General features: G+C 40.0%; 15 protein-coding genes, 1 rRNA gene and 1 riboswitch. Of the genes, 1 reads left to right on the top strand and 15 read right to left on the bottom strand.

What is annotated here, in order from left to right; genetic code table 11:
* Positions 1-14 precede the first annotated feature (14 nt).
* Entirely contained in the window at positions 15-1,736 is a 1,722-nt protein-coding gene (locus FC748_RS18590) for an adenine deaminase C-terminal domain-containing protein (RefSeq protein ID WP_108031141.1), read from the bottom strand.
* 311 nt (positions 1,737-2,047) lie between these two features.
* Between FC748_RS18590 and FC748_RS18585 the strand changes: the two genes are divergently transcribed.
* Positions 2,048-2,491 carry a YgaP-like transmembrane domain gene (locus tag FC748_RS18585; protein ID WP_025220655.1) on the top strand — a complete coding sequence of 148 codons (444 nt, stop codon included), beginning with the start codon at positions 2,048-2,050 and terminating at the stop codon, positions 2,489-2,491.
* An 84-nt stretch (positions 2,492-2,575) separates the two neighbouring features.
* Here FC748_RS18585 and purD read toward each other — a convergent pair whose 3' ends face one another.
* The 14 genes from purD to rrf form a co-directional block, all read right to left on the bottom strand.
* Positions 2,576-3,832: a phosphoribosylamine--glycine ligase gene (gene purD / locus FC748_RS18580; RefSeq protein WP_108031142.1), complete on the bottom strand. Its 1,257-nt coding sequence runs from the start codon at positions 3,830-3,832 to the stop codon at positions 2,576-2,578.
* A 184-nt stretch (positions 3,833-4,016) separates the two neighbouring features.
* Positions 4,017-5,543 carry a bifunctional phosphoribosylaminoimidazolecarboxamide formyltransferase/IMP cyclohydrolase gene (gene purH, locus FC748_RS18575; protein WP_024364464.1) on the bottom strand — a complete coding sequence of 509 codons (1,527 nt, stop codon included), beginning with the start codon at positions 5,541-5,543 and terminating at the stop codon, positions 4,017-4,019.
* 187 nt (positions 5,544-5,730) lie between these two features.
* Positions 5,731-6,300: a phosphoribosylglycinamide formyltransferase gene (purN, locus tag FC748_RS18570; RefSeq protein ID WP_025220658.1), complete on the bottom strand. Its 570-nt coding sequence runs from the start codon at positions 6,298-6,300 to the stop codon at positions 5,731-5,733.
* Positions 6,300-7,355 carry a phosphoribosylformylglycinamidine cyclo-ligase gene (purM, locus tag FC748_RS18565; protein WP_024364462.1) on the bottom strand — a complete coding sequence of 352 codons (1,056 nt, stop codon included), beginning with the start codon at positions 7,353-7,355 and terminating at the stop codon, positions 6,300-6,302. Before purM ends, purN begins: the two co-directional genes overlap by 1 nt.
* A gap of 187 nt (positions 7,356-7,542) precedes the next feature.
* A complete protein-coding gene (gene purF / locus FC748_RS18560; protein ID WP_024364461.1) occupies positions 7,543-8,967 on the bottom strand; it encodes an amidophosphoribosyltransferase in 1,425 nt (474 codons plus the stop codon).
* Positions 8,943-11,177 carry a phosphoribosylformylglycinamidine synthase subunit PurL gene (purL, locus tag FC748_RS18555; RefSeq protein ID WP_108031143.1) on the bottom strand — a complete coding sequence of 745 codons (2,235 nt, stop codon included), beginning with the start codon at positions 11,175-11,177 and terminating at the stop codon, positions 8,943-8,945. The genes purF and purL overlap by 25 nt, the downstream gene beginning before the upstream one ends.
* Entirely contained in the window at positions 11,164-11,847 is a 684-nt protein-coding gene (gene purQ, locus FC748_RS18550) for a phosphoribosylformylglycinamidine synthase subunit PurQ (RefSeq protein ID WP_025220660.1), read from the bottom strand. Before purQ ends, purL begins: the two co-directional genes overlap by 14 nt.
* Before the next feature lie 2 nt (positions 11,848-11,849).
* Complete coding sequence (gene purS, locus FC748_RS18545) at positions 11,850-12,098, bottom strand: phosphoribosylformylglycinamidine synthase subunit PurS (protein ID WP_024364458.1); 249 nt, start codon at positions 12,096-12,098, stop codon at positions 11,850-11,852.
* A 2-nt stretch (positions 12,099-12,100) separates the two neighbouring features.
* On the bottom strand, positions 12,101-12,811 hold the full coding sequence (gene purC, locus FC748_RS18540; protein WP_024364457.1) for a phosphoribosylaminoimidazolesuccinocarboxamide synthase: 711 nt from the start codon (positions 12,809-12,811) through the stop codon (positions 12,101-12,103).
* A 128-nt stretch (positions 12,812-12,939) separates the two neighbouring features.
* Positions 12,940-14,235 carry an adenylosuccinate lyase gene (purB, locus tag FC748_RS18535; RefSeq protein WP_024364456.1) on the bottom strand — a complete coding sequence of 432 codons (1,296 nt, stop codon included), beginning with the start codon at positions 14,233-14,235 and terminating at the stop codon, positions 12,940-12,942.
* Positions 14,236-14,248: 13 nt separating this feature from the next.
* The gene (gene purK, locus FC748_RS18530) at positions 14,249-15,373 is read right to left on the bottom strand and encodes a 5-(carboxyamino)imidazole ribonucleotide synthase (RefSeq protein ID WP_024364455.1); all 1,125 of its coding nucleotides are present in this window, start codon (positions 15,371-15,373) and stop codon (positions 14,249-14,251) included.
* Positions 15,370-15,858, bottom strand: a complete 489-nt coding sequence (gene purE, locus FC748_RS18525) for a 5-(carboxyamino)imidazole ribonucleotide mutase (protein ID WP_024364454.1) — start codon at positions 15,856-15,858, stop codon at positions 15,370-15,372. Before purE ends, purK begins: the two co-directional genes overlap by 4 nt.
* Positions 15,859-16,070: 212 nt before the next feature.
* A riboswitch (purine riboswitch) is annotated at positions 16,071-16,169 on the bottom strand.
* 92 nt (positions 16,170-16,261) lie between these two features.
* Positions 16,262-16,456, bottom strand: a complete 195-nt coding sequence (locus tag FC748_RS18520) for an NETI motif-containing protein (RefSeq protein ID WP_024364453.1) — start codon at positions 16,454-16,456, stop codon at positions 16,262-16,264.
* A gap of 223 nt (positions 16,457-16,679) precedes the next feature.
* A 5S ribosomal RNA gene (rrf, locus tag FC748_RS18515) occupies positions 16,680-16,795 on the bottom strand.
* Positions 16,796-17,118 lie beyond the last annotated feature (323 nt).

Here is a 17,118-nt window from a genome sequence, read left to right as displayed (position 1 = left end):
TTGTACTACTTTAACTACCGCATTACTGCTGGTAATAATAATTTATTCTTCAGGACATCAAAAATCCCTTTTGGTGTTATTCGTATATACGGCAAATGCGTAGATTGTAAAAATAGCAAAGTATAAATGGCATCTCCTAAACGATAGCCACGTTCTGCCAATGCTTGTTTTAAATCAAGCTCCTTCACTGTCAGTTCCTCCATATTCCCTTGATACAGAATACCACCGATAGTTAACGGAACAGATGCTACGACCTCTCCCTTTTCTACAAGCACAATGCCTCCACGCATTGCCTTCATCTCTTCAAATGCCTTTTGCATATCGTCTTTATTTTTGCCGATAAGCAAAATATCCCCAGTATTTGAATAGGAGGAGGCAAAACCTTGAACGTTTGTGGCAAAACCTTTAATCATCGTATTAACATGCCAGTTACCACTTCGATTAATCAGCATTAAATAACTTTCATCATGGTTTGCAAGCTGCCCTTCTCGTGTAATCAATGAATTATAAGGTTTCGTTATAACGTCATTTACTAATTCAATTCCAAATGGCATTGAAAATTGGAAATCATGAGAGGTTAGCGAAAAGTCCAAATCAAAAGAAGGAATTGCTGAATAATCTATGTCAGCAAAACGATGCACCCGTTCTCCATCACGCTTTAACCAAACACCTTTTGATAGTACACTTTCCGGTATTGGATGATATTCATCTTGTAGAATATTTAGTGAGGCAAAGCGTCCCGTCGCAATAAAACCATGTAAGTTCGACATATTGTAATAACGCGCAACATTATAGGATGCCATTTGGTAAGCATCGATTGGTGAAACCCCTGCATCTAATGCGACTTGAATACATTTATCCATCACACCATCCTGATGGAATGATGGTGTTGAGCCATCCGTTGTCATCATTAGATGATCGAATATCGGTAGTTGTTTTTCTACGATTCCTTTCAATAGATTTGGTAAATCTGGACGAATTGAAGAATGACGAAGCGTTACGGCAAATCCTTGCATAATACGACGTTCTACTTCTTCCACCGTCATGGCTTCGTGGTCTCCATCTGCACCAAGTAATTTCATCCGCGCTAAAGTGCGCTCTGATGCACCTGGAAAATGACCTTCAATCTTTTTACCATATCCTTTCGCCATTTGCATGCGATAAAGCATTAAATCATCACCATGCAGTAAACGAGGCCAGCCCGTTAGCTCTCCACCTAACAATACATCGCCACGTTCTAACCATTCTAAAATCGAAGTGTTTGAAAAAATTTCTTCCTCTTGCTCCATTTCTGTTTGTGAATCAAAGCGCGTCCACCAATAAAACGAAAACGGTAATTTCTTTAAGTCATCTAATATTGAAAACGCTTTCTTGTTTTCTAAAGATAAGACGAAGCTTAAATTATCCGATATAAAAGCTGTAGTCCCAAGTTGCCCACAAAAATCAGCAAAGGATTGAGGATGATACAACTGGAACGGATGAACATGTGGTTCAATGTAGCCAGGTACAATCGTTTTATCCGAACAATCCACTATTTCTGTTCCATCTATTACTGGAGGCATTTTTTCTCCCGCATACACGATACGGTCTCCTGCAATCCAAATATTCCCTATCACCCATTGTTTCAGCATGCTATGTAAATAACGTGCATTTTTTAAGACAATATTAGGCGATTTTTTGCCATCTATAACAGCTAAATGCTGACGCAATTCCGTAATTTTCCATACTGGATCCATGTAAATCGCTCCTTCCTAATTTGCGTAAAATTTCATTGTGTAATTCCTATTTGAATTCACATACTACTACTGCATAAACGCTTTTGCATTCATTGTGCATATGGATGTATTGGCGTTCGCATTTTGAATAGGACTCAAAAGTTGACGCCTTTCAAAAACCGAGCCATGTACATCTTCATTTCAGATTATCTGCAACATGAAGCAAAATAATGCTTTATGCAATCATCTTGTTTCAATCGTAACACAGCACTTTCATAAAGCAAAGTGCACCCCGCTTTATTTTTTCCACTATGACTAAAGGAGGAAATGATATGATGCAACAAGCAAATCTTAGTGATAAAAATGCCTTTTGCCGTTTTGCCCTTGGCACAAGTATGACGGCATTTGGTATCGCTAAAGTTTCAAGAAATCCTAACTGTTTGAAAAGTCGACTGATGATCGCATTAGGGGCAATGAAAATGGCTGAGGGTATTTTTAAATATTGTCCTGCAAAGGCAATGTTAAACACAAATGTGGAAACTGCCATGAACACCTCTATGCAAAGTATGTTCAGTGGGCAAAATTCTATGTCTTCTGAACAAAATCCAATGTCCTCTGAACAGATTGGTAAGCTAATGAAGGATTTCTCCTCTGCGATTACTGGTAATTCGTCAGATATAACTGCAAGTGCTTCTAACTCATCTGACACCAGCACTTCAAACCAACATTCCTCGGACAGTAAAAATTCTACAACAAAAGCACAAAATCCTTCTTAGTCAAAGAAGCCGTCTCAATACAAATTTGAGACGGCTCCTTACTTTTTAGAGAAATGAAAAGTCTATGAAAAATATTTGTAAATGTTATTTAAATGTACGCCAGCCAATATCTTTGCGATAGAAGAAGTTGTTCCATTCAACTGTGGCAATGCCAGCATAAACTTTTTCTTGTGCTTCTTGTAAGGTAGATGCTTTTGCCGCGACAAGTAAAACACGCCCACCATTCCCTACATATTTTCCATCTACAAACTTCGTACCTGCATGGTAGACTGCATGTGAAGCTGAAAGTGTTTCTAAGTTCGGTAACGCATTTCCTTTCTCCACATCACCAGGATATCCTTCAGCAGCAATAACAACGCCTAACATCGCTTCATTTGACCATTGCAAATCAAATGGTTTTTCCTCCATTAATGCGTTCATAAAGGCACCGAAATCGGATTGCATGCGTGGAAGGACGACCTGCGTTTCTGGATCACCAAAGCGCGCATTGAATTCGATTACTTTAGGACCCGTTTTTGTTAAAATTAGACCCGCATACAAAATACCCGTAAATGATACCCCATCTGCTTCCATTCCTTTAACAGTCGGCTCAACTACTGTTCGATAGGCGACATCCACTACATCCTGCGATATTTGTGGGACAGGAGAATATGCACCCATGCCACCTGTGTTTGGTCCTTTATCGCCGTCATAAGCCCGTTTATGGTCTTGTGCAATCACCATTGGATAAATTTGTCCTTTATGTACAAAAGACATAAAGGAGAATTCTTCACCATCAAGGAATTCTTCAATCACTACACGAGATGAAGACTCACCGAAACGCTGATTCCCGATCATATCCTGTACGGCATCAATCGCTTCTTCTTCTGTCATAGCTACTACTACACCTTTACCAGCCGCTAAGCCATCTGCCTTAATAACAATTGGTGCACCTTGGGCTTTAATATAGTCAATCGCTTTTTCTGATTCTGTAAATGTTGCATGTGCAGCGGTAGGAATATGATATTTATTCATAATATCTTTGGCATATGATTTACTGCTTTCAATTTGCGCTGCTGCCTTCGTTGGACCAAATACGCGTAAACCACGTTGCGTAAAGAAATCGACAATCCCTTCTGCAAGTGGTTGCTCTGGACCAACAAATGTTAAATCTACTTCGTTTTCTTTAGCAAATTGTGCAAGTCCTGCAAAATCCATTGTGTCAATCGCAACAACTTCTATATCTTCTCGCATCCCATCATTACCTGGCGCTACGAATACTTTTTTTACGGACGGAGAAATGCTAAATTGTTTGGCAATTGCATGCTCACGACCGCCACTTCCTATAACTAATACGTTCATAATTAGTGTATCCTCCTCTTTAAGAGTAAGAGCTGTCTAATAAGCTAAATCCTTCGAACCTCATGTGAGTTAGAGCATTTATATGCTTTTATAGAAAAAATAGTATACTAGAAACGCTCCCAGTATACTATTTTCCTTATTAGGACAAACCCTTTATTATTTGTATATTTTTATATAGCGATGATTAATGCTTGAAGTGACGTACGCCTGTAAACACCATTGCAATGCCGTACTCATTTGCTTTATCAATCGAATCTTGGTCTTTAATAGAGCCACCTGGTTGAATAATGGCTGTAATTCCTGCCGCATGAGCTGCTTCTACTGTATCACTCATAGGGAAGAATGCGTCAGATGCTAAAGCAGCACCTTTTGCTTTATCACCCGCTTGTTCGAAAGCGATTTTCGCAGCACCTACACGGTTCATTTGACCAGCGCCAACGCCTAATGTCATTTGAGAATCTGTTACAACGATTGCATTTGATTTCACATGTTTAACTACAGCCCAGCCAAGTTGTAATGCTTCCCATTCTTTGTCAGTAGGCTCTCTATCTGTCACTACTTTAATGTCTGCATCACCAAAGCCATAGCTGTCTGGCTCTTGTACAAGTAAGCCACCTTCAACAGAGACAACATTAAATTGATCTTTTTTAGCTTGCTCAAATGGAATTGTTAATAAGCGAATATTTTTCTTTTGTGTAAGAATATCTAATGCTTCTTGCGTAAAAGATGGCGCAATAATAATCTCTAAGAAAATATGGCTTAACTTTTCTGCCGTTGCCGCATCTACTTCCATGTTCAATGCAATAATTCCACCGAAAATAGATGTAGGATCGGCTGCATATGCTTTGTCAAAAGCTTCTTCTAGCGTTACACCTGTACCAACACCACATGGATTCATATGCTTCACAGCAACTGCTGCAGGCATTTCAAATTCTTTCACGATTTGAAGTGCGGCATTACCATCTTGAATGTTATTGTATGATAATTCTTTTCCGTGTAATTGCGTAGCATAAGCTAATGAGAAATCCGAACCAAGACGTTTTTGATAAAACGCGGCTTTTTGATGAGGATTTTCACCGTAACGTAAGTTTTGCTTTAATTCATAAGTAAGCGTTAGGCTTTCAGGGAACGCTTCCTCTGTTAAGTGATTTGAAATATAAGAATCATACGCTGCTGTGTGACGGAAAACCTTTGCTGCTAGCTTACGACGTGTTTCAATCGTTGTAGCACCAGTTGCTTTCAATTCTTCTAATACAGTTGCATAGTCATTGCTATCTACAATAACTGTTACATATTGATGATTTTTAGCTGCTGAACGTAGCATTGTTGGACCACCAATATCGATATTTTCGATGGCATCATCCCATGTTACATTAGGCTTTGAAATTGTTTCAACAAACGGATAAAGATTAACACAAACAATTTCAATTGGTTCAATTCCATGCTCATTCATTTGCGCTTGATGAGAAGCATCATCGAATTTCCCTAATAGTCCACCGTGGATCATTGGATTTAAAGTTTTTACACGCCCATCTAAAATTTCTGGGAATTTTGTTACTTCATCCACTGCTGTTACTGCGACATTATTGTCCTGTAACATTTTTTTTGTACCACCAGTTGATAAAATTTCATAACCTAATGCCACTAATTCTTTGGCAAATTCTAAAATACCATCTTTATTGGAAACACTGATTAATGCACGTTTTGTCACAACGAAATCCTCCTAATTTGTCTCGTGTAAAGCCACGAATTATCTATCCATCTTGATTTAGCGGCGTTAGGTGCTTATTGAACGACTCGTTCTACTTGAGCGGAGTTCATCATGATTTGAGCGAATCTTACAGGAGTAATTAGCGTTTCCTGTTACAATGAGCCAAACCTAACTACCTACCAATCCATTACTTTAATAATTGTTGTAATGCTTTTGTATATAACACATGCTCTTGCTGATGAATGGCCATTTCAGTTGCCTCACGATCACCTTCGATAACAGCAACTGCAGCTTGTGCAATAATAGGCCCTGTATCCATGCCTTCATCTACAAAATGCACCGTAACACCCGTCACTTTCACACCATGTGCAATTGCTTGTCCAATAGCATCTTTGCCTGGGAAGGATGGTAACAGTGAAGGGTGGATATTCACAATACGCTGTGGATATGCCGCCAATAATACTTCGCTAATTAAACGCATATACCCTGCAAGTACAATCCACTGCACACCACATTCACGTAAGGCTTCAATAATCGCAGTTTCGTAGTCTGCTTTCGATGCAAATTCTTTTGGATTTAAAGCTAGGACGGGGATACCAAATTTTTCTGCACGCGTCACAACAAATGCAGCAGGCTTATCTGTCACAACAAGCTCCACTTTAGCATGTAGTTCGCCACGTTCAATCGCTTCTTGAATCGCTTGGAAATTACTGCCGCTTCCTGAAGCAAAGACGGCAATTTTTACTGGTGCAGTCATTACACTAAGCTCCCATCATGTGAGCCGTTAAATACAACGCCCTCGCCTTTCACAACGCGACCGATTTTGTATGCTTTTTCACCATTCGCTTCTGCTGTAGCAATAACTTTATCTGCTTCTGCTGCTGGTACAGCCAATACGAAACCAATGCCCATATTGAAGACATTATACAAATCTTTATCTTCAAGCTGACCTTTTTCTTTTAAAAATTCGAAAATACGAAGAACCGGCCAAGAACCTAGGTCAATTTCTGTTGCTAAGCCTTCTGGCATCATACGTGGTAAGTTCTCATAGAAACCGCCACCCGTTACATGTGCACAACCATGCACATCAGCCGCTTTTAATGTTGCAAGAACTGGTTTTGCATATAATTTAGTTGGGACTAACAGTGCTTCACCAATTGGGCCTAAATCTTCGAAGCCTTCAACAACTGCATCCACTGCATAGCCGTTGTCAGCAAACACGATTTTACGCACTAATGAATAGCCGTTCGAATGGACGCCGCTTGACGCTAATCCAATAAGCACATCACCTTCAACAATTTTTTCACCTGTTACGATTGCTGATTTTTCACAAGCGCCTACAGCAAATCCTGCTAAATCATACTCATCTTCTTCATAAAGACCTGGCATTTCCGCAGTCTCACCACCGATTAAAGCAGCACCAGATTGCACACAGCCATCTGCAACACCTTTGACAATTTGTTCAATTTTCGCTGGTTCTGCTTTACCAAGTGCCACGTAATCTAAAAAGTAAAGTGGTTCTGCACCTTGCGCTACAATATCGTTTACACACATAGCAACACAGTCCACGCCAATTGTATCGTGCTTGTCTACCATGAAAGCTAATTTTAATTTTGTCCCAACACCATCTGTCCCTGAAATTAAAACAGGTTCTTTAAGATTTAGTTCTGACAAGTCAAACATACCACCAAAGCCTCCAAATGTACCCATCACGCCTAGTCGATTCGTACGTTCAACGTGAGACTTCATTCGTTTAACAGCTTCGTAGCCCGCTTCAATATTTACACCTGCTTGTTCATATGCTTTTGACATGCAGAGATCCTCCTTTAAATTAATTCAGCACAAAACCCTAACTTTTACATATAGAGAGTCGTACAAAATTATGTTCAACATCATGCTGGGAATATCCATCCTAACTCAATGTCATTTTCACCTTTAGAGGATACCCAACATCGTTTGAATGTGGGTACTCCACAAGGCTTTATTGATTAACATACACTTAGCGTAACAGTTCTTTTTCGTGTGGTAAGATTGTATCCGGGAAGATTTCTGTTGGGTATTTGCTTGTAAAACATGCTAAGCAAAGACCTTTATTTTCATCCTCAAATGGACGTGCAATCGTTTCGACCATGCCTTCAACTGAAAGGAATGTTAGTGAATCAGCACCAATTGCGTCTCTTATTTCATCCACACTATGGCTCGAAGCAATCAACTCTTCATGTGTTGAAGTATCAATACCGTAATAACAAGGATCTGTCATTGGTGGAGAAGAAATCACAACATGCACCTCTGCTGCACCTGCATCCTTTAGCATTTTGACAATACGGCGTGATGTTGTACCACGAACAATTGAATCATCCACCATTACAACGCGTTTCCCTTTGACAACTTGCACAACAGGTGACAGCTTCATTTTTACACCACGTTCACGCAATTCTTGGGTCGGTTGAATAAATGTACGACCAACATAGCGGTTTTTTATTAACCCTAGCTCATATGGAATACCGCTTTCTTCAGCAAAGCCAATTGCTGCTGAAATACTTGAGTCAGGTACACCAGTTACGACATCCGCTTCAATATGTGCGCATTCACGTGCGAGTTGTTTCCCCATACGTTTACGTGCCATATGCACATTAATGCCATCAATATCGGAATCAGGACGTGCTAAGTATACATACTCCATCGCACACATTGCGCGATTTTCCATATCTGCAAAACGATCTGATTTTACACCTTCATCGTTTATTATTAATAATTCCCCTGGTTCCACAGAACGTATAAACTCTGCTCCTATTAAATCAAAAGCACAAGTTTCAGAAGCAACAACCCAACCGTCTCCTAGTTTTCCAAGAGATAGAGGACGTAGACCATGTGGATCACGTGCAACAAGCATTTCATCTTTGGTCATAATTAAGAATGAATATGCTCCCTTTAATAACGAAAGGGCATTTTTCACCTTTGCTCGGAATGGTGAATGCGAGCTTTTCTTAATAAGATGCGCTAACACTTCTGTATCTGAGCTAGAGTGGAAAATACTACCTTGACGCTCTAAATACTGTTTTAAGTGTGTCGCATTGACTAAGTTACCGTTATGAGCAATTGAAAGGCTACCTGTTGATGAATGAAATAGTAATGGCTGTACATTTTCGATTCCGCCACCGCCAGCAGTCGTATAACGAACATGGGCAATTGCCGCTTTTCCGTCCACTGCTTTTAATTTCTCTTCGTTGAAAACATCATTTACTAATCCTTCGCCTTTCACCGCGCGCAGGTGTAGACCGTCAGAAACGACGATACCAGCACCTTCTTGTCCACGGTGTTGAAGAGCATGAAGCCCGTAATAACTAAGGTGTGCTGGATTTGGGTTACCCCAAATACCAAACACCCCACATTCTTCGTTTAAGCCTCTGAGTTCAGCAAGCATGGGATTGCTCCTTTCCAATTAGAACGGAATTCCTCCACTGTACCTTCTACAAGCACACCGTTGTCACCGTTGATTTTAACAAGCGCATCGTTTGTTACGACACCGATTTTTTGTGCATCTTTTACAGTTTCTACAAATGCAGTTGCATTTTCTTCTTTGACTGTTACAACGAAACGGGATTGTGTTTCACTGAATAAAGCCGTTGTTGCAGAGCCTGTTAGTGTCACATCAATGCCTAAGCCTTGTGCACCAAATGTCGTTTCTGCAAGTGCTACAGCAAGACCACCCTCTGCTACGTCATGTGCAGATTGTACAAGTCCAGCTTTAATTGCTTTCAACAATGCTTGTTGACGAGCTGCTTCTACTTCTAGGTTAATAGCAGGTGCTTTTCCTGAGATGACACCGTTATTTAATAATTTTTGAAGTTCTGAACCACCAAATTCAGTATTCGTTTCACCGATAACAAATACTACATCGCCAGCTGCTTTCACATCTTGCGTTGTTACATGTGCTAAGTCTTCGATTAGACCTACCATACCGATTGTTGGTGTTGGATAAACGGCTTCGCCGGAACGTTCATTGTATAAAGAAACGTTACCACCGATTACTGGTGCATTGAGTGCAGTACATGCTGCTGAAATACCATCGGCAGATTTTTCAATTTGCCAGAAAATTTCTGGTTTCTCTGGATTACCAAAGTTTAAGCAGTCTGTAATAGCAAGTGGTGTACCACCCGTTGCGACAATATTACGCGCTGCTTCTGCTACTGCAATCGCGCCGCCCACTTCAGGATCAAGGTAAATATAGCGAGAGTTACAGTCTGTAGTCATCGCAAGACCTTTATTTGTGCCACGTACACGGATAACTGCAGCATCTGAACCAGGTGCTACAACTGTTGATGTACGAACTTGATAATCGTATTGATCGTAAACCCATTCTTTTGAAGCAATCGTAGGTGCTTTTAACAATGCGTTTAACGTTTCTTTATAATCTGTTACAACTGGTTCTGCATTGTCCATTGCTTGGAACTGTGCGTAGTATGCAGGCTCAGCAGATGGCTTATGATAAACTGGCGCATCTTCTGCTAATGCATCTGCTGGTACATTTGCCACAACTTCACCTTTGTGCAGTAAACGCAACATTTTATCATCTGTTACAACACCAATTGCTACTGCATCTAAATCATATTTATCGAAAATCGCTTTAATTTCATCTTCGCGACCTTTTTTCACAACTAATAACATACGTTCTTGAGATTCAGATAACATCATCTCATATGCAGTCATACCTGTTTCACGTTGTGGTACTAAATCTAGGTTCATTTCTACACCAGATCCAGCTTTAGAAGCCATCTCTGCTGAAGATGAAGTAAGACCCGCAGCACCCATATCTTGAATACCAACTAGCGCATCAGATTTTACAACTTCTAAACAAGCTTCAAGTAGTAGTTTTTCCATAAATGGGTCACCTACTTGCACAGCTGGACGTTGATTTTCTGATTCCTCTGTTAATTCTTCAGAGGCAAACGTCGCTCCATGGATACCATCACGACCTGTTTTTGCTCCTACGTACATCACTGTATTTCCTACACCCGCAGCAATACCACGTTGAATATCCTTGTGATCAATTAGCCCAACACACATTGCGTTTACTAATGGATTACCTTCGTAGCAAGGGTCGAATTGAATTTCGCCACCAACAGTTGGAATCCCGATACAGTTACCATAGCCAGCAATACCAGCAACTACTTCTTCGAATAAATATTTACCACGTGCTGATTTTAACTCTCCGAAGCGTAATGAGTTTAGCATCGCAATTGGACGTGCACCCATTGAGAATACATCGCGAATAATACCGCCAACACCTGTTGCTGCACCTTGATACGGCTCGATTGCCGAAGGGTGGTTATGTGATTCCATTTTAAATACAACGGCTTGCTCATCACCAATATCTACAATCCCTGCACCTTCACCAGGACCTTGTAATACTTGTGGCCCTTTTGTTGGGAATTTACGTAATACTGGTTTTGAATTTTTATATGAGCAGTGTTCAGACCACATTACTGAGAAAAGACCTGTCTCTGTCCAGTTTGGTAGGCGACCTAGAATACCTTCTACCATTGCAAATTCTTCGTCTGACATCCCCATTCCAGCGTATAGCTTTTCATCTTTAATTTGCTGTGCTGTTGGCTCAAACTTAGTTGTTGACATGATTTTCCCTCCACTGCTTCACAATTGATTTGAATACTGCTAGACCATCGGCTCCGCCCACAAGTGCATCGACAGCTCGTTCTGGGTGAGGCATCATTCCTAATACATTTCCGCGCTCGTTAATAATCCCTGCGATATCTTCTAAAGAACCGTTTGGATTTTCTCCTGAGTATGTGAACACAATTTGATTGTTATCTTTTAGTTTTTGTAATGTTTCCTCGTCACAATAATAGTTACCTTCACCGTGTGCGATTGGAATATTGATTACTTGACCTTGCTCATATTGATTTGTGAATAATGTATTGTTGTTTTCAACTTTAAGCTGTATTGTACGACACATGAATTTTAGGTTTTTATTACGTAGTAAAGCACCTGGTAATAAGCCTGCTTCTGTTAGAATTTGGAACCCGTTACAAACACCCAAGACTGGCTTACCCGCATCTGCTGCTTTTTTTACTTCTGCCATAATATTGGATTGGTTTGCCATAGCGCCACAACGTAAATAGTCACCATAAGAGAAGCCGCCTGGTACTAGAATACCGTCAAAGCCACTTAAATCTGTTTCTGCGTGCCATACATATTCTACTTCTTCACCTAGTTCGTCTTTAATCGCATGATACATATCGATGTCACAGTTTGACCCAGGGAATACGAGTACTGCGAATTTCATGATTAGTTAGCCTCCTCGACTTCGTAACGGTAGTCCTCAATTACTACATTTGTTAAAACTTTTTCACACATTTCTTTTACTAGAGTATCAATATCGCGCGCAGAATCTCCGACAGTTAGTTCAAGATATTTACCGATACGTAAATCTTCTACTTCACCGTAGCCCATTTTCGCTAAAGAACCTTGTACTGCTGAACCTTGTGGATCTAGAATACTCTCACGTAATGTTACGTAAATTTTAACTTTTTTCATTGTTATTTGCCTCCGAGTCTAGAAAGAATAATAGTGTATACTTCAGTTAAATTACCAAGGTCTCGACGAAAGACATCTTTGTCCAACTTTTGCTTTGTTTTTGTATCCCAAAGTCTGCATGTATCTGGTGAGATTTCATCAGCCAATAATACATCTCCGTTCGTATCACGGCCAAATTCAAGTTTAAAGTCAATTAGCGTGACATCCACATCAGCAAAAATTGGTTGGAGTACTTTGTTCACAGCTAATGCACCGTCATACATCGCTGTTACTTCTTCTGGTGTTGCAAGGTCAAGTACATCAATATGCTCCGTTGTGATAAATGGATCGCCTAATGCATCATCCTTGTAATAGAATTCTACGATTGAGCGTTTTAATGGTGTGCCTTCTTCTAAACCAAGGCGTTTTGCTAAGCTACCTGCAGCTATGTTACGAACAACAACTTCAATTGGAATGATTTCAACCTTTTTCACTAGTTGTTCTGTAGCAGACAATTGTTTTACGAAATGTGACGCAATTCCGTTAGCTTTTAATTTTTCGAAAATTAATGAGGTAATGCGATTATTTAAAACGCCTTTCCCGTCAATTTCCTCTTTTTTCTCACCGTTAAATGCTGTTGCACTATCCTTATATTCAACTAAAAGTATTGTAGGATCTTCTGTTGCATATAATTTTTTTGCTTTACCTTCATACAAAAGTTGGTCTTTCGTCATTTCGTCATTCCCCCAGATTATTATGAAATACGCCTCGACGTATTGATGTTATGGATTTTGAATCTTGAAGTATGATTCAAAACCCGTAACATCCGTCGTGGCACTAACTGTCTATCGATTCAATACTGTTAGTTAAGTCCAAGACGTTCAAAAATCATATCTACATGCTGTAAGTGGTAGTTGTAATCAAAGCAATGATCTAACTCTTCCTTCGTTAAATAAGAAGTGATTTTTTCACTTGCATCAACTAACGTACGGAATTGTACTTGCTCGTCCCACGCCTGCATCGCTAACGGTTGAACTGTATCATACGCTTCCTCACGTACTAACCCTTTATCGATTAGTGCTAATAAAATTCTTTGTGAGTAAATCAGTCCAAATGTACGACCCATATTACGTTTCATGTTTTCAGGGAATACTGTTAAATTTTTTACGATGTTACCGAAGCGATTTAACATATAGTTCAGTGTAATCGTTGCATCCGGTAAAATAACTCGTTCCGCAGATGAATGTGAAATATCACGCTCATGCCATAGTGCTACGTTTTCGTAAGCTGTTACCATGTAACCACGCATTAAACGTGACATACCAACCATGTTTTCAGAGCCGATTGGATTGCGTTTATGCGGCATAGCAGATGAACCTTTTTGTCCTTTTGCAAAGGCTTCCTCTACTTCTCGTGTTTCTGATTTTTGCAATCCACGAATTTCAGTTGCGAATTTTTCAATTGATGTTGCAATTAATGCAAGAGCGCCTAAATATTGTGCATGGCGGTCACGCTGTAATGTTTGTGTAGAAATAGGTGATGCTGCGAGCCCTAATTTGTCACATACGTATTGTTCAACGCGTGGATCGATATTTGCATATGTGCCAACTGCACCAGACATTTTACCTGTTTCAATCACTTGAGCAGCTGCTTCAAAGCGTTCTAAGTTACGTTTCATTTCTTCATACCATAAGCCTAATTTTAAACCGAACGTTGTTGGTTCAGCATGTACACCATGTGTACGACCCATCATAACTGTATGTTTATGCTCTTTCGCTTTTGCTGCAATAATATCAATAAAATTCACAATATCTTTTCGTAAAATATCATTCGCTTGTTTAATCAAATAAGAAAGGGCTGTGTCAACCACGTCTGTTGAAGTTAAACCGTAGTGCACCCATTTACGCTCTTCGCCAAGTGTTTCAGATACAGCACGTGTAAATGCCACTACGTCATGACGTGTTTCTTTCTCAATTTCTAAAATACGATTTACATCAAATGAAGCATTTTCACGAATTTTAGCTACATCTTCTTTTGGAATATCGCCAATCTCCGCCCAAGCTTCACATGCTAAAATTTCAACCTCTAACCAAGCTTGGTATTTATTTTGTTCTGTCCAAATTGCGCCCATCTCGGGTCTTGTGTAACGTTCAATCATTGCGTATCTCCTTCTATTCTGACCAAATGCCAGAACTTTCGATTTGTTGTAATGTTGCTTCTAAATCTTTTGTCATAATCGTTACGTGGCCCATCTTACGGTTCACCTTAGCTTCAGCTTTCCCATAAAGATGCAATGACCATTCAGGATATTTTGCAATTGAGTTACTAAGTGGCATAACATGCTGCCCTAATACATTCACCATTATTGATGGTGCCCAAAGTTGCGGTTTGCGCAATGGCCAACCACAAATAGCACGGATATGCTGATGGAATTGTGATATATTACATGCCTCTATTGAATAGTGACCAGAATTATGTGGTCTCGGTGCTAGTTCATTAATAATAATTTCGCCGTTTTCTAAAACGAACATTTCTACCGCCAGCGTCCCTACTAAATTTAAGTAATCAGCTATTTTTATAGCCTCTTGCTCAGCAGACTGTGCTGTCATCTTTTCGATACGAGCAGGTACAATTGTTTCGTGTAAAATATGATGAACATGAATATTTTCACCAACAGGCTGACAATATAATTCTCCGTCACCGTTTCGCTGTACAATAACTGATACTTCTTTCACAAAAGGTACAAACCCTTCAGCAATACATTGTGAATGAGCGAAAAGCCCTTCTGCTAATGGTAAATCCGCTGCTGAATTTAGAAGCTGCTGCCCTTTGCCATCATAGCCACCTCTTGCAGTTTTTACGATACACGGATAACTGATCTTGTCAATACTCGCGACCAATTCCTCGTATGTATTAGCTACTATATAAGGAGCTACTGGACAGCCAGCTTTCACAATTGCTTCCTTCTCAGTCACGCGGTTTTGTGTAATGCGTACTAATTCAGCTCCTTGTGGTACGTAAGCCATTTGAGTTAATCGTTTTAAACCATCGTAATCGATATTTTCAAACTCATACGTAATAACGTCACTGACTTCTGCAAGTTCCTCTAATGCAGCTTCATCATCATAAGGTGCCACAATTCGGATATCTGCAACCTGTCCACATGGTGAATCCATTGTCGGCTCAAGAACAGCTATTTTAAATCCTGCTTCCTTTGCAGCAAGTGCCATCATACGGCCAAGCTGTCCTCCTCCGATAATACCTATCGTTTGTCCTGGATAAATAATTTTCGTCACACTAAGTCACCTGTGCTTTCCAATACTTGTTGCTTCGTCGCCTCGCGTCTAGCATCTAGTTTATTAGCAAGCTCTATGTCTGTTGTCGACAAAATTTGCGCTGCAAGCAAGCCTGCATTTGTTGCACCTGCTTTTCCGATTGCGACAGTTGCTACAGGTACACCACCTGGCATTTGTACAATTGATAACAGTGAATCAAGACCATTAAGTGCACGAGATTGTACTGGCACGCCAATAACAGGTAATGTTGTTTTAGCTGCTACCATACCTGGTAAATGTGCTGCACCTCCAGCACCTGCAATAATCACTTGAATACCTCGCCCACGTGCTGCTTCAGCGTACTCAAACATTAAATCAGGCGTACGATGTGCTGATACTACTTTTTTCTCGTACGGTACTTGTAATTCATCTAAAATATCACACGCATGTTTCATAGTTTCCCAGTCACTTGAACTACCCATAATGACACCGATTTTCGGATTCATGAATTGTCGCTCCTTTTAAACGATAGAAAAATGATCGATTATTGTGCAAGCCTCTATTATTCAATAGTCACTGCATTTCTTTACTTTTTGAACAAAGAAAATCCTCAAATAAGCTACTCTCTACCATACACGTGAAAGCAGCTTACTTGAGGACTTATTATGAAAAGAATATGCAGATTTAGACATCTGTACACACACCTTCCCGTAACATGCCAAAAGTTGCTTTCCCGCATAGTCCAGCATTTACGGTGCCGGGTAGAGACACTAGAGCCAATTCTCTAGCATATATGAGGGATTTAATTGTTTTCCTTATCACATTTTAACAAGTGAAAACACTATCGTCAATGCAAAAATGCGAACATTTTATTTTCACCACTAAATATCGTTCGGTTTTAAGTCATATTTAGTCAGAATCTTGACATAACATCGCTTTAAATTGTATTTTTTGACGCAAATACGTTGGTTCGCCATTTACTAGATGAAAAATAGGCTCTTCCTTCCGTCCCATCGCCATATATCCATCTTGACGCATTCTCTCTAAACATTGTTCGATTGTTTCATTTTCTTCTACTTCATACCAAATTTGCTTTTTGCCCAAAATGTTCTTCCTTCCAATCCATGTCATGATTATTCTTCCTTACTTGTAATCCATTATACCCGATATGGCACTTCAAGAATGCACGAAATTGTAACAATTCATAATGATAGCAGCGTTTTATATCCCTATTTCAAGCTTCTCAATCGTATATCCGGTACCTTTACACAAAACATTATGCAAAAAACAAAAAAAGCCAAGGAATATATCCTTGGCTTTTAAACTTGCCTAGCGACGTCCTACTCTCACAGGGGGAAGCCCCCAACTACCATCGGCGCTAAAGAGCTTAACTTCCGTGTTCGGTATGGGAACGGGTGTGACCTCTTTGCCATCATCACTAGACTATATTCGACCTCCAATACACGGCGTATTACTGCGTCAGCTTCTCTCGTTCAATCAGTCACGTACAAAGGTACGCTCCTTCAATCACTCGTTTGCTTCCTTGTTCTACTTGTGTCTTGAAGCTCTCAAGGCTTTCAATATACATCGTATTTCTTTGTCAGCTTCATTCGTTCAGTCAGTCACGTACAGACGTACGCTCCTTCCTTCTCTCAATCGCTTCCGCGAACTACTCGTATCTTGAAACCCTTTTATGAAAGGTTGTTCTTTCAAAACTGGATAAACAGTGCATTGAATGTTTCAAACTTTTTTGGTTAAGTCCTCGA

It is taken from the genome of Lysinibacillus sphaericus, assembly GCF_005217585.1.
GTDB lineage: Bacteria > Bacillota > Bacilli > Bacillales_A > Planococcaceae > Lysinibacillus > Lysinibacillus sphaericus.
This window is presented reverse-complemented; position numbering and strand designations above follow the sequence as displayed.

What these genes read in the sequence shown, in the direction of transcription:
- purC (WP_024364457.1), bottom strand. Translation starts at nt 12,811, where the DNA reads ATGACGAAAGACCAACTTTTGTATGAAGGTAAAGCAAAAAAATTATAT.
- purF (WP_024364461.1), bottom strand. Translation starts at nt 8,967, where the DNA reads ATGCTTGCTGAACTCAGAGGCTTAAACGAAGAATGTGGGGTGTTTGGT.
- FC748_RS18585 (WP_025220655.1), top strand. Translation starts at nt 2,048, where the DNA reads ATGATGCAACAAGCAAATCTTAGTGATAAAAATGCCTTTTGCCGTTTT.
- purD (WP_108031142.1), bottom strand. Translation starts at nt 3,832, where the DNA reads ATGAACGTATTAGTTATAGGAAGTGGCGGTCGTGAGCATGCAATTGCC.
- purQ (WP_025220660.1), bottom strand. Translation starts at nt 11,847, where the DNA reads ATGAAATTCGCAGTACTCGTATTCCCTGGGTCAAACTGTGACATCGAT.
- purB (WP_024364456.1), bottom strand. Translation starts at nt 14,235, where the DNA reads ATGATTGAACGTTACACAAGACCCGAGATGGGCGCAATTTGGACAGAA.
- purM (WP_024364462.1), bottom strand. Translation starts at nt 7,355, where the DNA reads ATGTCAAAAGCATATGAACAAGCAGGTGTAAATATTGAAGCGGGCTAC.
- purS (WP_024364458.1), bottom strand. Translation starts at nt 12,098, where the DNA reads ATGAAAAAAGTTAAAATTTACGTAACATTACGTGAGAGTATTCTAGAT.
- FC748_RS18590 (WP_108031141.1), bottom strand. Translation starts at nt 1,736, where the DNA reads ATGGATCCAGTATGGAAAATTACGGAATTGCGTCAGCATTTAGCTGTT.
- purN (WP_025220658.1), bottom strand. Translation starts at nt 6,300, where the DNA reads ATGACTGCACCAGTAAAAATTGCCGTCTTTGCTTCAGGAAGCGGCAGT.
- purE (WP_024364454.1), bottom strand. Translation starts at nt 15,858, where the DNA reads ATGAATCCGAAAATCGGTGTCATTATGGGTAGTTCAAGTGACTGGGAA.
- purL (WP_108031143.1), bottom strand. Translation starts at nt 11,177, where the DNA reads ATGTCAACAACTAAGTTTGAGCCAACAGCACAGCAAATTAAAGATGAA.